This window comes from Streptomyces sp. NPDC057280, from assembly GCF_042668605.1.
Classification (GTDB): Bacteria; Actinomycetota; Actinomycetes; order Streptomycetales; family Streptomycetaceae; genus Streptomyces.
The window spans coordinates 62,763-78,105 of the sequence record NZ_JBHUYR010000015.1 but is presented as its reverse complement, the minus strand read 5'-3'; the positions used below and the strand labels follow the sequence as shown (position 1 = coordinate 78,105).

The 15,343-nt window shown below is 72.4% G+C and carries 13 protein-coding genes and 2 pseudogenes; 7 read left to right on the top strand and 8 right to left on the bottom strand.

What is annotated here, in order from left to right:
• Positions 1–17 precede the first annotated feature (17 nt).
• Positions 18–410 (bottom strand): hypothetical protein, encoded by a 393-nt coding sequence (locus ACFUO4_RS43065; RefSeq protein ID WP_383496048.1) that lies wholly within the window; start codon positions 408–410, stop codon positions 18–20.
• Positions 411–475: 65 nt separating this feature from the next.
• Positions 476–1,258, bottom strand: coding sequence for a hypothetical protein (locus ACFUO4_RS43060; protein WP_383496046.1), 783 nt, complete (start codon positions 1,256–1,258; stop codon positions 476–478).
• A 387-nt stretch (positions 1,259–1,645) separates the two neighbouring features.
• Between ACFUO4_RS43060 and ACFUO4_RS43055 the strand changes: the two genes are divergently transcribed.
• Positions 1,646–2,278 carry a transglycosylase family protein gene (locus ACFUO4_RS43055; protein WP_383496043.1) on the top strand — a complete coding sequence of 211 codons (633 nt, stop codon included), beginning with the start codon at positions 1,646–1,648 and terminating at the stop codon, positions 2,276–2,278.
• Between the two features lie 118 nt (positions 2,279–2,396).
• Positions 2,397–3,044, top strand: a complete 648-nt coding sequence (locus tag ACFUO4_RS43050) for a transglycosylase family protein (protein WP_383496040.1) — start codon at positions 2,397–2,399, stop codon at positions 3,042–3,044.
• On the opposite strand, the gene ACFUO4_RS43045 is transcribed toward ACFUO4_RS43050, so the two are convergent.
• The 3 genes from ACFUO4_RS43045 to ACFUO4_RS43035 are packed head-to-tail and all read right to left on the bottom strand — an operon-like array spanning position 2,944 to position 7,017.
• Positions 2,944–3,672, bottom strand: a complete 729-nt coding sequence (locus ACFUO4_RS43045) for an ATP-binding cassette domain-containing protein (protein WP_383496037.1) — start codon at positions 3,670–3,672, stop codon at positions 2,944–2,946. The two genes, ACFUO4_RS43050 and ACFUO4_RS43045, sit on opposite strands and share 101 nt — an antisense overlap.
• Positions 3,669–6,536: an ATP-binding cassette domain-containing protein gene (locus ACFUO4_RS43040; protein ID WP_383496034.1), complete on the bottom strand. Its 2,868-nt coding sequence runs from the start codon at positions 6,534–6,536 to the stop codon at positions 3,669–3,671. Before ACFUO4_RS43040 ends, ACFUO4_RS43045 begins: the two co-directional genes overlap by 4 nt.
• 13 nt (positions 6,537–6,549) lie before the next feature.
• A complete protein-coding gene (locus ACFUO4_RS43035) occupies positions 6,550–7,017 on the bottom strand; it encodes a hypothetical protein (RefSeq protein ID WP_383496031.1) in 468 nt (155 codons plus the stop codon).
• A gap of 129 nt (positions 7,018–7,146) precedes the next feature.
• Between ACFUO4_RS43035 and ACFUO4_RS43030 the strand changes: the two genes are divergently transcribed.
• The 4 genes and pseudogenes from ACFUO4_RS43030 (at position 7,147) to ACFUO4_RS43015 (ending at position 10,503) form a co-directional block, all read left to right on the top strand.
• Positions 7,147–7,698 carry a hypothetical protein gene (locus ACFUO4_RS43030; protein WP_383496028.1) on the top strand — a complete coding sequence of 184 codons (552 nt, stop codon included), beginning with the start codon at positions 7,147–7,149 and terminating at the stop codon, positions 7,696–7,698.
• On the top strand, positions 7,667–8,968 hold the full coding sequence (locus ACFUO4_RS43025; protein ID WP_383496025.1) for an ABC transporter substrate-binding protein: 1,302 nt from the start codon (positions 7,667–7,669) through the stop codon (positions 8,966–8,968). The genes ACFUO4_RS43030 and ACFUO4_RS43025 overlap by 32 nt, the downstream gene beginning before the upstream one ends.
• Positions 8,969–9,056: 88 nt before the next feature.
• Positions 9,057–9,401: pseudogene (locus tag ACFUO4_RS43020) on the top strand (hypothetical protein); the annotation flags it as partial.
• Positions 9,402–9,462: 61 nt separating this feature from the next.
• Positions 9,463–10,503: a YafY family protein gene (locus tag ACFUO4_RS43015; RefSeq protein ID WP_128112263.1), complete on the top strand. Its 1,041-nt coding sequence runs from the start codon at positions 9,463–9,465 to the stop codon at positions 10,501–10,503.
• A gap of 43 nt (positions 10,504–10,546) precedes the next feature.
• Here ACFUO4_RS43015 and ctaD read toward each other — a convergent pair.
• Positions 10,547–12,073, bottom strand: a pseudogene (ctaD, locus tag ACFUO4_RS43010) (cytochrome c oxidase subunit I); the annotation flags it as partial.
• A 395-nt stretch (positions 12,074–12,468) separates the two neighbouring features.
• Here ctaD and ACFUO4_RS43005 point away from each other — a divergent pair.
• Entirely contained in the window at positions 12,469–12,684 is a 216-nt protein-coding gene (locus ACFUO4_RS43005; RefSeq protein WP_383496022.1) for an I78 family peptidase inhibitor, read from the top strand.
• Positions 12,685–12,790: 106 nt separating this feature from the next.
• On the opposite strand, the gene ACFUO4_RS43000 is transcribed toward ACFUO4_RS43005, so the two are convergent.
• Both ACFUO4_RS43000 and ACFUO4_RS42995 read right to left on the bottom strand, forming a co-directional pair.
• Positions 12,791–13,786, bottom strand: coding sequence for a phosphatase PAP2 family protein (locus ACFUO4_RS43000; protein WP_079310567.1), 996 nt, complete (start codon positions 13,784–13,786; stop codon positions 12,791–12,793).
• Positions 13,787–14,024: 238 nt separating this feature from the next.
• Positions 14,025–15,278, bottom strand: a complete 1,254-nt coding sequence (locus ACFUO4_RS42995) for a mannosyltransferase family protein (protein ID WP_383496017.1) — start codon at positions 15,276–15,278, stop codon at positions 14,025–14,027.
• Positions 15,279–15,343 lie beyond the last annotated feature (65 nt).

Below are 15,343 nucleotides of genomic sequence, written 5' to 3'. Positions count from 1 at the left end.
CCTTCGTGCCCGCTTCCTCAGAAGCCCCGGCGCTGACCCGGCGGCAGCGCCGGTACGTGCTGCACCATCGTGCCGTGCTGCCCGACCTGGCCGACCCGCTGCCACTGCGACTGCTGCCCGACCCGGGCGCTGTGCGCCCCCGCGCTGTAGGCGCTGTACGAGCTGCTGAACGACCCCGGCCGGTACCCGCCGTAGGACTCCGAGCCCTGCGGGAGGTTCCCGAAGGCCGTGAAGTCCATCTCGTCCTCGCCGCTGCGGTCGCCCGGCAGTGTCCGGAAGGACCTGACGTACTCGGCGTAGAGCGCGTCGTAGATCGGCGTGGCCGATGGGCCGCCCAGCGGGTCCGGGGCCGACCGCGACGACGGGATCGACTGGAGGGACGGGCGGCGGGGAACCTCGTATGCGTGCACGTATGTCCAAACGACCGCGGTGTTCAGGAGATGCGGTCGCGTTCAGGCGCACGGAGGCGCCGGGCTCAGGTCCCCGCGAGCGGGAGGGCGGAGGCGACCAGCTTGCCGTTGGCCGCGGCCTTGTCGATCGCGCCCCGCAGCAGGTCCTCGCGCGGCTGACGGCCGATCGAGCCCACCGGCGCCGCGAACATCAGCACCTGCTGGTGCTTGTTGGCGGCGGCCCGCCAGCCCTCGGTGACCTGCAGCGGCTGGTGCGCCTGCCACCAGGCCACCGGCTGCCCGCCGTTGGCCGACGGCTGCAGCACCGCGTGCAGCTGGCCCATGGCGAGCAGCACCGACCAGCCGTGCAACACCGGGGGCACCTCGGTCAGTTCGGTGACCGGCATGAACCCCTGCTCGATGAGGAGCGGCAGGAAGTCGTCGCCGGCGCCGGTCGCGCCCGGGCGCACGATGGGGCCCGTCGGCTCGACGACGAGCGCCGGGTGCAACTCCCCGGCGATCAGCACCAGTCCGCTGGTGACGCCGAGCACCGCCTGCTCCGGGACGACCCTGTCGGGCTCCAGGTCGACGGTGTCGCCGGTGATGGACCGCACCGCGCCCTGGAGCTGCTCCTCGGTGACCTGGACGACCTGCGAGGGCAGGCAGGTGGCGTGGGCGAAGGCGAGGACCGCGGTCTCGTCGCCGATGAACAGGACGGTGCTGGTGCGCTCCGCTTCGGAGTCGCCCGGGGTGCGGCAGGACGTGCAGTCGTAACTGCCGGGGGCGTTGTCTCCGGCGAGCAGCCGGTCGGCTTCTTCGTCGCCGATCTCGGCGCGAACTTCGTCGCTGACGTCGAGCAAGCGCGGCACGGGTGACTCCCTCAGGAAGCGGTGCCCGGGTGGGTCCCGGGCTCATGAAGAAGACAACGGGCGATCTGTGGCGGGAGTCACGCTCCAGAGCGAACGGAATCGAACCATCCGGCGCAACGGGTCACCGGCGGCGCGGAATCGGGCACTCAGTGTCAAGTCCTTGGAAATCCAGGGAAGTTGGTTCGGTGAAGTGAGTCACAGATCATCGGGGCGACTGGTCGACAAATCAGGAAATCAGTGAATGAAGTAGGTGGCCGAAAAAAGCCGATACCGGGAGTAACGGGGAACTGGCCTGGAATGACGAGGAGTTGGTTGATACCGGGCGGTCACCCTCTCTACATTCCTCCGCCGTGTGCAACGAGTACCGGTCCTGTGAGAGGGAACCTCATGTCCGAATGCGCCGATACCACGCACGACAGCGCTCGTAAGACTCCTGTTCGTACGACGGCGGTCCTCGCCGGGGCGGCCCTGCTCGCCCCGCTCGGACTCCTCGCCGCGGCCGGCAACGCCGCGCCGGCGGACGACGGAGTGTGGGACCGCATCGCCCGGTGCGAGAGCGGCGGCGACTGGCACATCAACACCGGCAACGGCTACTACGGCGGGCTCCAGTTCTCCGCCGGCACCTGGCGCGCGTACGGCGGCACCGTCTACGCGGCGACGGCCGACCGGGCCACCCGGGCCCAGCAGATCGCGATCGCCACCAAGGTCCAGCGCGCCCAGGGCTGGGGCGCCTGGCCGACCTGTTCGGCCCGGGCCGGGGCGCACGGCAGCGCACCCTCGGTGTCCGCCGGTGCGCCGGCCTCCGGTACCACGTCCAAGCCGTCGAAGACGCCGGCCCGTTCACAGAGCCACACCGGCCGCGGCGCCTCCCGCGGCGACTACACCGTCCGCGCGGGCGACACACTGAGCACGATCGCCGCCCGCCACGGGACCACCTGGCAGCGCCTCTACGCCGCCAACAAGGCCGTCATCGGCGGTGATCCCGACCTGATCGTGCCCGGGCAGCGACTCGCACTCTGAGCTGCTCCCCCTCCCGGGCACGGGGCTCCACCCGGACGGTCCGCCGACCGGGTGGGGCCCCCGACCGCGCCGGACGCGCATCCGCGGCCGTACGGAACGAGCCGCTTAGCGTGGGCCGATGCACCGCACGCCGCCCAAGCCGCTCGTCGCCGTCTGGCTGCTCGTCGTCGGCCTGTTCGCCGGGGCCACGGTCCCCGCCCTCGCGCATGCGGCCCCGCCGCCCCCGGCTCCCGGTCCGGCCCCGGCACCCGTCCGCTACGACTGCGCCCGCGACGGCTGGCCCTGGAACTGCGTCGCCGAATGCGAGAGCAGCGGCCGCTGGCACGCCGACACCGGCAACGGCTTCTACGGCGGACTCCAGTTCCGGCAGCCCACCTGGGAGGAGTTCGGCGGGCTGACGTACGCCCCGCGCGCGGACCTCGCCACGCCGGCGCAGCAGATCGCCGTCGCCCGGGAAGTGCTCGCCGCGCAGGGCTGGGAGGCCTGGCCGGTCTGTTCGCGCCGGTACGGACTCCAGGGCCGGATGCACACGGTGAAGGCCGGCGACACCCTCTCCGGGCTCGCCCGCACGTACGGCGTCCCGGGCGGGTGGCGGGCGCTGTACCAGGCCAACAAGGACATGATCGGGCGCTCTCCCGACCGGCTGAACCCCGGGACGTTGCTGGTCATTCCGAAGGGTTCGGGGGATTCGAAGGGCGGCGACCGGGCTGCGGCGGTGTTCGGGGCGCCGCTTGATCCAGGGTTCGCTCGGCCGCCTCTCCGCTGAACACGACCACGCCGCGGCGCAGTTCGTAGGCGAGGACGGGCGCGTGCGCGGCCGTGCCGTCACGCAGGGCCGGGGGCAGGCGTTGTTCCGCTACGACCACACAGGCGTCGAGACCGGCCAGCAGGGCGTACGTGCGGGCGGCGACCGTGGGGGACATGCCCTGCGTGGGCTCGTCGACGAGGAGTACGCGCGCGCGGGTCAGCAGGGCGCGGGCGAGCGCGAGCATGCGCTGCTCGCCGCCGGAGAGGGTGCCGGCGCGGCGCGGAAGGAGGGCCTCCAGCCGGGGGTACGCCTCGAAGGCGGGAGCGTGGGCGGGCGCGGCCAGTTCGAGGTTCTCGCGGACGGTGAGGGAGCCGAACACCGCCTGGCGCTCGGGGACCAGGTGGAGGCCGCGGCGGGCGCGTTCGTGGGCGGGGACGCGGGTGATGTCGGTGCCGTCCCAGACGACGGCACCGGCCGACAGGGGGACGGTGCCGGCGAGGGCGCGCAGGACGGTGGTACGGCCGGAGCCGTTGCGGCCGAGGAGGACGGTGAGGCCGGGGGCGGGGGCGGCGAGGGTGACGCCGTGGAGGGCCTCCAGGGGGCCGTAGCGCACACGCGCGTGGCGCAGGGAGAGGGTCGTCGTCATGCGGTCGTCTCCCGGGCCCTGAGGGTGTCCAGTACGTGCTCCGGCGGGCCGGAGGCGATGATGCGGCCCGCGGCCATGACGTGGACGACGTCCGCGAGGTCGGCCACCAGGTCGAGGTCGTGCTCGACGACGAGCAGGGCGGTGCCGTCGGTGGCGAGGGCCTTCAGGACGCGGGCCAGCGCGGTCACCTCGGCGGTGTCGAGGCCGGCGGCGGGTTCGTCGAGGAGGAGGACGCGGGGGTTGCCGGCGAGGGCTCTGGCGAGTTCCACGCGGCGGAGGGTGCCGGTGGGGAGGCCGGCCGCGGGGAGGGTGCTCAGGGGGCCGTCCAGGGCGAGGAGTCTGAGGGCGTGGCGGGTGGCGGCTGCCGGATCGGGGGTGTGGCTCTGCTCGGCGCCCACGCGGACGTTCTCGGTGACGGTGAGGGTGGGGAAGACGGCGAGTTGCTGGAAGGTGCGGGTGATGCCGAGGCGGGTGCGGGCGTGGACGGGGAGGCGGGTGATGTCCCGGCCGGCGTAGCGGATCTGGCCGTGGGTGGGGCGGTGGGTGCCGGCCAGGCAGTCGAAGAGGGTGGTCTTGCCGGCGCCGTTGGGGCCGATGACGGCGGTGATGCGGCCGGGGTGGAGGGTGAGGTCGATGCCGTCGAGGGCGGTGAAGGTGCCGTAGCGGGCGTGGAGGCCGTGGGTGGTGAGCACACGGCCTGCGGCCGCGCGGAGTTTCCCACCCGCACCGCCCGTGCGGGTTTCGTGGTCGGGTGCGGGTGGCGCTGGTGGGGGTTGGGCGCCGTCGGCGGGTGCGGGTGCGTTGTGGTTCGCGGGCGGGCGGCTCGTGCGGGTTTCGTGGTGGGGTGTGGGTGGTGCTGGTGGGGGTTGGGGGCCGTCGGCGGGTGCGGGTGGTGCTTGTGGGGACGGGGAAGTGGGCGCCACTGTGGCTGCTCCCTGTCGCGTCCGTGTCGCCGCCCCCTCAGCGCCTCGGTCGGCCTCGTCGGGTGCGGGCGGGTGCGTCGGCCGGCGTTCCGTCGTCCGCAGGCGCCCCCGTACCGCCACCCCCACCGCCGTCAGCCGCACCTCCCTCCGCAGCCGCAACCGCCCCGCCCCCGTCCTCAGCGCCTCGTACGGCCCTCCCGGGAATCGGCCCACCAGCACCGCCAGCACCCCGATCAGCGCCGCCGCCACCCCGCCCCTCGCCCCCGCGTCCAGACCGACCAGCAGCGCCGCCGCCGTCAACGCGCCCAGCGTGCTGTCGGCGCCCAGGACCGTGACCGCGGCGAACCACAGCAGGCCGCGGACGGGGTCGAAGGCGCCGGGGTCGAAGGCGCGGACGCCCATGCCGAGCATTCCGCCGCCCAGGGCCGCCAGCGCCGCGCCCGCGACGAACGCCAGCAGTTTCAGGCGCGGTACCTGGACGCCCGCCGCCGACGCTCCCGTCTCGTGGTCCCGCATGGCCGCCAGGGCCCTGCCCGTACGGCCCGCGCGGAGCAGGCGGGTCGCCCACAGGGCCGCCGCGAGGAGTACCAACTCCAGGACGTAGTAGGCGCGGTCGCCCTCGAAGGCCGCCGGGCGGCCCAGCGTCAGGCCCGCCGTGGCGTACGGCTGGGCGAAGACGAAGCGGCTCACCCCCACGCCCACCGCGAACGTCGCCAGCGCCAGGGCCAGGCCGCGGCGGGTGATCGCCGGCCAGCCGGTGAGCAGGCCCAGGGGAGCCACCAGGAGGACCGCGAGGGCCAGTGCCGGGAGTTCGGGGAGCTGCGGCAGCCCTGGGAAGCGGCCCGCCGCCAGCAGCGCCGTGAACAGGGCGCCCAGGCCCGCGTACGCCGCCTGGCCGAGGGAGATCTGGCCGCCGCGGCCGGTGACCACGACCAGCGACAGCAGCACCACCCCCAGCGCCGGCACCTGCACCGACGTATGCAGGTCCGAGCCCGCGAAGCCCAGGGGGAGGAGGAACAGCACCACGGCCACGATCCACGCGCCCGGCGGCGTCGGCACACGCGCGCTCGCCGTGCGGGGCAGCGCGTCGCGGGTGCCGATGCGGGGGAGGGCCAGGGCGGCCAGCAGCAGGGCCACCACGAAGAGGTTCGCGCCCAACGCCTGGAGCAGCTGTTCGGCCCAGCCGGAAGGGTGCAGTCGCGTCAGTTGGCTCTGGCCCACCCCGATGGCGAGGGCCACCAGGACCGCCACCGGCAGGTTGCGCATCCGGGCCGCCACCGCGACGGCCACCACTTCCATGACCAGCAGGGGGAGGCCGTAGGGGTCCAGGCGCACGTACGGCGCCAGCAGCACGCCCGTCAGGCCCGCGGTGAACGCACCGAACGCCCAGCCCGCCGCGGCCACCCGGTCCGCGTCGATGCCGCCCAGTACGGCCAGGTGACGGTCGTCCACGACCGCGCGCAACTCCCGGCCGAAGCGCGTCCAGCGGATGACCGCCCCCACCCCCGCCGCCAGCACCAGCACGACCGCCAACTGGCCCCACGGGTCCGACGACACCAGCTCCGGCGCGTCGTCCCGCGCGCCCTGGCCCCACAGCAGCGCCGCTCCGCCCACCAGCAGCACGAACACCCCGATGGACGCCACCAGGGTCTGGGCCGGGTCGCCGCCCAGTACCGACAGGGGGCGGAAGACGAAACGTTCCAGGACCACCCCCAGCCCCGGCGCCAGCAGCAGTGTCACCGCCGCGCCCGCCCACAGCGGCCAGCCCCACTCCACCACGCACTGCCGCAGTGCGTACGCGCACACCATCGCGATCGCCCCGTGCGCGAAGTTGAGGACGCCCGTGGCGCGGTAGGTCACGATCAGGCCGATCCCGGTCAGCGCGGCGGCGCTGCCCACCGACAGGCCGGCGAGCGTCAGGTCGTAGGTGAGGGACGACATCGGCCGCGGGGCTTCAGTCGGTCTCTTCGGCGGGCTCGCAGATGGGGCAGGCGCCCAGCTCGCCGCTCGCCACCAGCTTCGCGTCCACCGGCACGGCCTCCACCTTCCCGGCCACCAGGGGGCAGTCCGCGCGGTGCCACAGCGTGCCGCCCGGCACCATCAGCAGGTCTCCGCTGATCGCGAGGGGAGCCGTCGCCCGCTCCGGTGGAGTCTCCGGCTCGGCGGTCACCAGGAGGCCGTACAGCTCCTCCACGCGCGCGGCGGCGATCGTGTCCCGGCCGTGCGCCAGCAGGACCGCGCCCGCGACGATCAGCGCGGCGCCGGGGACCGTGCAGGAGGCCAGATAGGGCAGCTGGCGTTCGGCGAACCGCTCGCCGGAGACGCCGTACCAGCCGAGGACGCACAGCACCGCGCCCGCGGCGAGCGCGGCCCAGCCGGCCCACTGGGCGGGGTGCAGGGTCCGCAGTCGGGCTGTCCGCATCTCTGGCTCCCACATGTCGCGTGCGCGTGCCTGTCCATGTCAGCCAATCTTTTGCACTATGCACTCTGGAAGCTGACCCTGAAAGCACCGGGCGCACATGGCCCGGACCGACACCCGGTGGTGAGCCAGATGGTTCTCGGGAGCGACCGCACGTGGGGGAACGGCAGCCGAGGGCTGGTGGCGGTGGTGTTCGTCCTCGCCGCGTCCCTCACGGCCTGCAGCGACGACAGCGGCGGCGGCAGTGACAGTCCGCCCCCCAGCCCGACTCCGGAGACGACGACGAGCGCGCCCGCCAGCCCCTCCGTGAGCGGACCGGCCGACGAGGCGGCGGCCGAGAAGGAGGTCGAGGAGAACTGGCACAAGTTCTTCGACCCCAGGACGTCCACCAAGGAGAAGCAGGCCGTCCTGGAGAACGGCGACAAGATGGGGCCCGTCCTGGCGGCGTTCAGCGGTGACGACCGTGGCGGACAGGTCGAGGCGCAGGTCACCAAGGTGCAGTTCAGCTCGCCGACCGAGGCGACCGTGACGTACACCCTCCTCCTGAACGGCGCCACCGCCCTGCCGGACGCCTCCGGGAAGGCGGTCGAGCAGGACGGCACCTGGAAGGTGTCCGTCACGACGCTGTGCGCGCTGGTCCAGTTGAGCGGGAATGCGTCGGCGTCGGCCCTGCCGGGCTGCTGAGGCCGCCGCCGCGGTGCTGCTGCTCGCCCTGACGGCGGCGTGCGGCAGCAGGCTCCCGGAGAGCGACTTCGAGCACCGCGGCGACCGGAGCACGCCGGCCGAGGAGGCGACGCCGATCCGCGTGGGGATCGTCAGCAGCGCCACCAGCCCGGTCGGCGGCGACACCTTCACCGGACCGCGCGACGGCGCCAAGGCCTACTTCGACCGTCTCAACGCGCGCGGGGGCATCGACGGGCGCCTGGTCGAGGTGCGGGAGTGCGACGACGGCGGCAGCGGCGTCGGCAACAACACCTGCGTCCACCGGCTGATCGACGAGGACAAGGTCGTCGCCCTCGTCGCCACCACGTCCCTCGACTACGCGGGTGCCTCCCGTGTCTCCCACGCGCGCGTGCCCGACATCGGCGGCCAGCCCATCGGGAACGCCTACGACACCTGGCCGCACCTCTACGGCATCTACGGCAGCCTCGCGCCCCGCGACGGCACCACCGGCTGGGACGGGCGGCAGTACGGCGGCACCGAGGTCTACCGGTACTTCAAGCGCGAGCAGGGGGCCCGTACGGCCGCCGTCGTCTCGTACAACCAGGCCGCCTCCGCCGCCTACGCCCGGCTCGTCGTCCAGGGGCTGAAGGCCGAGGGGTACGAGGTGGTCGACGAGCAGGTCGACTTCGCGCTGCCCAACTTCCGTGCCGTCGCGGCCGACCTGAAGGACCGGGGCGTCGACCTCGTGTTCGACGCCGTCGACGCGCACGGCAACGCCCAGCTGTGCATGGCGATGGACGACGCCGGCGTCCGGGTCACCGCCAAGGTCACCAACGTGCAGAACTGGACCTCCACCGTCCCCGACGACTACAAGGACTCCCCGCGCTGCCGCAACGCCCTGTGGGCCACCGGCTCCAGCCGGAACCACGAGGACACCGGCCAGGCGGCGGTACGGGAGTTCCGGGACGCCACCGAGGGCCTGGAGACCCACTCCCAGTGGCAGCTGGAGGGCTGGGCGGCGGCGATGTGGTTCACGGACGCGGCCGAGGCATGCGCGAAGGCGGGGAGCGGGATCACGCGCGCGTGCGTCGACGACCGCATGAACCGCAGCGAGGACTACACCGCCGACGGGCTGCTGCTCCCCGTCCGCTTCGAACGGCTGGCCGAGCCGCCGAAGACCCGGCGGACCTGCCTCTCGGTGGCCCGCTGGCAGGACGGGAAGGGGTGGGTCTCGCAGGGGGACATGAACGACACCTGCTTCGACGTGCCGCAGCTTCCCTATCGGCAGTAGCGCCGGCAAAAGACTCGGGGGCAAGGCAACCAAAAGGCAAAGTCGCGGGTCTCACCTGACAGCACAGCCGAGGAAGGATCCGTACCGCATGACAACGTTGGCTCGGCCGACGGCACCCCTGCGGGCCGACTGCATCGCCGACTCCGCGGGCGGGCTGACCTTTGACGTCACGGTGGACGGCGGGGGCGGTACCGCCCACCTCGTGCTGCGCCGGCGCGACGGGCATGAAGAGGTGTTCCTGCCGCTGACCCCGGCCGCCGACGGCAGACTGCGCGCGGCCCTGCCGAGCAGCGTCGGACTGCCGGACGGCTGCTGGGACGCCTACGCGCGCGTGGACGACGACGAGCGGCGGCTGATGCCCGGCGTGATGGATCTGCGGGCCGCGGGCGACCGGGTGCCCTACGAGACCCGGCACGGCAACCTCAGCCTGCGCTGCGGCCGGTAGAGCGCATTGCGGACCGCGGCTGTCCGCGATCGCTGGCAGACTCGGCCCCATGTTGGAGACCTCGGCACGACTCCTGCGCCTGCTCTCGCTCCTCCAGGCCCACCGCGAATGGTCCGGCGCCGATCTCGCCGACCGCCTCGGCGTCACCCCGCGCACCGTGCGCCGGGACGTCGACCGGCTGCGCGAGCTGGGCTACCCCGTCAACGCCAGCCCCGGCACCGGCGGCGGCTACCAGCTGGGCGCGGGCGCCGAGCTGCCGCCGCTGCTGCTGGACGACGACGAGGCCGTCGCCGTGGCCGTCGGCCTGCGCACGGCCGCCGGGCAGGGCATCGAGGGCATCGGCGAGACGTCCGTACGGGCCCTGGCCAAGCTGGAGCAGGTCCTGCCGAACCGGCTGCGCCGCCGGGTGGGTGCCCTCAACGCCTTCACCGTGCCGATGCTTCGCGGCCCCCAGCCGTCCGGCGTCGACCCGGCCGTGCTGACCGAACTCGCCCACCTCTGCCGGGACGCCGAGCGGCTGCGCTTCGAGTACAGCGACCACGGGGGCACGCCGACCCGTCGTACCGTCGAACCGCACCGCCTGGTGTGCACCGAGCGCCGCTGGTACCTGGTCGCCTGGGACCTCGACCGCGACGACTGGCGGACCTTCCGGGTCGACCGCATCACGCCCAAGCCGCCGCACGGCCCGCGCTTCGCCCCGCGCACCCCGCCCGCCGAGGACCTCGCCGCCTATGTGTCCCGAGGCGTCTCCACGCGCGCGTACGCCGCCCACGCCGTCGTCCGCCTGCTGGTGCCGGTCGAGGAGGCCGCCGAGCGGATCTCACCGAGCGCGGGGCAGCTGGAGGCGGACGGACCCGACGCCTGCATCCTGCGCACCGGGGCCGCGAGCCTCGACGTGATGGTCATTCACGTGATGATGACCGGCTTCGAGTTCGAGGTGCTGGAGCCCGCGGAGCTGACGGAGGCGATCAGGACGGCGCACGGCCGGCTTGCTCGCTCTCTGGCTCGGGCTGCGGAGTCTGCGCCGCGTACTCGGGATGGTGCAGATCGAACGCCGGGGACTCGGAGCGGATCCGCGGCAGCGTCGTGAAGTTGTGCCGCGGGGGCGGGCAGGACGTCGCCCACTCCAGGGAACGGCCGTAGCCCCAGGGGTCGTCGGTGTCGACCTTCTCGCCGTACTTGGCGGTCTTCCACACGTTGTAGAGGAACGGCAGCGTCGAGATGCCGAGCAGGAACGCGCCGATCGTCGAGATCGTGTTGAGGGCGGTGAACCCGTCGGCGGCGAGGTAGTCGGCGTACCGGCGCGGCATGCCCTCCGCGCCCAGCCAGTGCTGCACCAGGAACGTGGTGTGGAAGCCGACGAACAGCGTCCAGAACTGGATCTTCCCGAGCCGCTCGTCGAGCATCTTGCCGGTGAACTTGGGCCACCAGAAGTAGAAGCCGCCGAAGATCGCGAAGACGACCGTGCCGAACACGACGTAATGGAAGTGGGCGACGACGAAGTACGAGTCGGAGACGTGGAAGTCCAGCGGCGGCGACGCCAGGATCACCCCGGTCAGACCGCCGAACAGGAACGTCACCAGGAAGCCGCACGCCCACAGCATCGGCGTCTCGAAGGACAGCGAGCCCTTCATCATGGTGCCGATCCAGTTGAAGAACTTCACGCCCGTCGGCACGGCGATGAGGAACGTCATGAACGAGAAGAACGGCAGGAGCACCGCGCCGGTGACGAACATGTGGTGCGCCCACACCACGATCGACAGACCGGTGATCGCCATCGTCGCGCCGACCAGCGTCAGATAGCCGAACAGCGGCTTGCGGCTGAAGACCGGCAGGATCTCCGTGATGATCCCGAAGAACGGCAGCGCGATGATGTAGACCTCGGGATGCCCGAAGAACCAGAACAGGTGCTGCCACAGCAGCGCCCCGCCGTTGGCCGACGCGAACACCTGCGAGCCGAACCGGCGGTCCGCCTCCAGCACCAGCAGCGCCGCCGCCAGCACCGGGAACGCCATCAGGATCAGGATCGACGTGAACAGCGTGTTCCAGGTGAAGATCGGCATCCGGAACATCGTCATGCCGGGCGCGCGCATCCCGATGATCGTGGTGATGAAGTTGACCGCGCCGAGGATCGTGCCGAAGCCGGCCAGCGCGAGCCCCATGATCCACAGATCGGGGCCGACGCCCGGCGAGCGTTCCATGCTGTTGAGCGGCGCGTAGGCGAACCAGCCGAAGGCGGCCGGCCCGGACGGCACCAGCAGCGAGCCCATCACGATGAGCCCGCCGAACAGGAAGAACCAGTAGGACAGCATGTTCAGCCGGGGGAAGGCCACGTCCGGCGCGCCGATCTGAAGCGGCATCAGCTCGTTGGCGAAGCCCGCGAAGCTCGGCGTCGCGAACAGCAGCAGCATGATCGTGCCGTGCATCGTGAACAACTGGTTGAACTGCTCGTTGTCGAGGAGCTGCAGCCCCGGCCGGGCGAGTTCGGCGCGCATCAGCAGTGCCATCACACCGCCGGCCAGGAAGAACACGAACGACGTGATCAGGTAGAGATGACCGATCTTCTTGTGGTCGGTGGTGGTCAGCCAGTCGACGACGACCCGGCCGTGGTTCCTGCTCCGCACGGGTCGCACCGTCGTCTGCACGGTCTCGGTACCCATCGCTGGATCGCCCCTTCGCCTCTCGCGCCTCGGGTCACGTCATGATGCTCGCGTCGCCGCGCACAGCGACAGAGGGCGTACGGGGGTTGTGTGGTGGATCAGTGTTTTTCCTATGCGGTGTCAGACCCACCTACCACGCCCGGAATCGGAAGGAAAAGGCTCCGGCGACACATCTCCTGGCACTTTCCGGCCGCTTATCGGAGAAGCGTCCGCGACACGCGGGAATTACGTTCGATTACGCGCGGAAGGGCTAGGGAACCGCTCGTACGTGTGACGTCGAGACGGGGATACGGCTGTCGGGATCTTGTGACAGAAGCGTGACCGGAGAAGGACCGGTGACCGACAGTGCTCTGATCCCTGGCCCGGGCGCGGGCGCAGGGCCTAGCGTGGGCCGTATGGCACCGATACCGACACCGCCCGCCGAACCCCACGACAACCCGGACGCCTATGTGGGTCTGGAGCAGGGCCGCGCCGAGCGGCTCGCGCGCGAGAAGGGCTGGTCGACGGTCCGCTCGCTGCCGCCCGGAGCGATCATCACGATGGAGTACCGCAGCGGTCGCCTGAACTTCGAGGTGAGGGACGGGCGCGTGGCGCGCTCCTGGAAGGGCTGACCCGCGACGAGCCGCGACCTGCGACGACGGCCCCCACCCGGTGAGGAGTGGGGGCCGTCGCTGCGGGGTGGGTGTGTGCGTACCGTCCCCGCTGTCCGCCGGTGGCCTATCCGCCTGTCAGGGGGCGGGCCGCCGAGGCTGTGCCGCGTGCGACGCGGTCGGGGTGGGGTGGCCGGCGCGGGCCGACCGGGGTGACCGGGGTGCGCTCCGAGCGGGTGGTGTGCGGACCCGGCGCCAGATAGGCGGGCGCCCGGCCGGAGCGGGCCGCGGGCTCGCTCTGCGGCGCGGTGCGCGGCTTGAGCGGTACCGGGACCTCGACCGGCTTGACGGCCGTGGGGACCGCGCGGCGGGCCCGCCAGCGGTCGCGCAGGTCGAAGAGGGCGGTCTCGGCGCGGGTGATGAGGGGCTCGCACCAGGGCAGGGCCAGCAGGACCAGCAGACCCGCGGTCCAGCCGAGCATGACGTCGCTCAGCCAGTGCGTACCGAGGTAGACGGTGGCGAGGCCGACGCCGAGCGAGGTCACCGCGGAGATGGCGGACAGCCATCTGCGGGCTCTCGGGGTGGAGGCCAGATAGGCCAGGATTCCCCAGGTCACCACGGCGTTCGCGGTGTGGCCGCTGGGAAATATATCGCCGCCCAGACCCATCTCGTTCGAGCCGATGGTGGTCGCGTAGTGCGGTCCGAGGCGGCCCATGCCGAGCTTGGCGGCGCCCACCGTGATGTTCAGCAGGAGCAGCGAGGCACCGAGGGTGAGCAGCGGGCGCAGGGTGTGCTGCCGCCAGGAGCGCCAGCCCAGCCAGGCCGCGACCATCACCGCGGTCGGGCCGCGCTGGCCGAGCACCACGTAGTAGTCCACGAACCAGTGGATCTCCGACCACTGCTGGTACGGCCGGAAGAACATGACCTGCCAGTCCAGCCGGACCAGCCACGACGTGTCCACCACGAGCCACACGATCGCCAGGTAGAACAGCAGGGTGCCGGCGAGCAGCGCGACGCGGTGCCGGGACATCCGCGGCACGTCGAGATGCGCCGGTCGTTCCGGCTCCCGGTCCAGCCTGGCGAACACCCGGTCCAGACGGGTGAGGTTCCGTTCGGTACGCACCCAATCGACGTTACAGCGAGTGAGCTCAGTTCCCGGTCGAATCCACGGCTTTGTGATGACGATGTGATGTGGGATTCCTCTCAGGAAGAGGTTTATTTCCGAGGAATCCGCTTTCCGGTCCCGCCTGTCCCTTCAATTCCTTTGATCATTCCGGGTTCCGGTTTATGGGCGCTTATGAATTCGTTCACCGAATGGTGGGGCGCAATTGTCCCGCCGCTCATCGGACGCCGCGAGTCGATCATGGCGGGCCCGAGCCGTTCAGCCAGAACGCCCCGTACACCGCCGAGGCCAGGGCGACACCGGCCACCACCAGGGCCGCCCTGGACGTCCGCGCCCGCGCCAGGGACAGGGCGAGGGGCAGCAGCAGCGGGAAGGCGGGCAGCAGCAGACGCGGTTTCGAGCCGAAGTAACTCGACGCGCACAGCGCGAGGGCGGTGACGACACCGGCGTACACCAGGAGCGGCAGCGGCTGGCCCTGGCGTACGCAGACGACGTACAGCCACACCACCAGCCCGACCCCGACGATCAGACCGACGCCGGCGAGGGCCGAGGGGAACGACGTGAACTTGTCGGCGACGAAGCGGGCGAAGGCGTAACCGCCGTCGAAGCCGTTGCGCCAGCCCGCCTGGACGTCGAGGTAGCCGAGAGGGCCCTTGCCGGTGCGGTGGCCGACCCACAGGACGTAGCCGGCGGCGCCGAGGGGGGCGAGGAGCATGCCGAGGGCGCGGCGCCAGGCCGGCGCGCCCCCGGCCGGCCCGTCGCCGGCGGGGGAGGGGGCGCGGGCCGTCTCCGGTGCGCCGTGCGCGGCGGCCGTGCTTCGGTCCCGCACGAACGAGGGAGTGCGGGCGGCGGCCCGGTCCCGCAGGAAGGCGGCGATGCCCGTCACCCACACCGCCGCGACCACCGCGAGCCCCACCGGCCGGGTCAGGCCCGCCAGCGCCGCCAGGGCGCCCGCCGTCAGCCAGCGGCCCGTCAGGACGGCGTACAGCGACCAGGCGGCGAGTGCCGTGAACAGCGACTCGCTGTACGCCATGGACTGCACGATCCCGACCGGCAGCACCGCCCAGACCAGCACGGCACAGGCTCCGGCCCGGTGCCCGTACACATGGTCCGCGACCGCGAAGATCCCCCAGGCCGCGGCGAGCGAGGCGAGCAGGCTGACGACGAAGCCGGCGTCGGCGTACGACAGCGGTGTCACCGCCGCGATGCCCCGCTCCAGCCAGGGGAGGAGCGGGAAGAAGGCGAGGTTCGAGTGCACGTCGCCGTTGGGGAGCCGGACCTCGTAGCCGTATCCCAGCTCGGCGACCCTCGTGTACCACAGGGCGTCCCAGCGGGCCGTCAGCAGCGTGTACGCGCTCTTGTCGCGCGCCGCGCTCCACAGGGCCAGCGTAAGCAGGCCCAGGGCGCGGACGGCCGCGTACCCGAGGAGGGCCGGGGCGGCGCGGCGCAGGGCGCTGCCGGGTGGCGCCACGCGCGTCTCAAGATCGGTCACCGGCCCGATTATTGAACGCCCGGTGAACCGCGAGCGCCGCGGGGGCGTGTTCGGGAGGGAGGGGG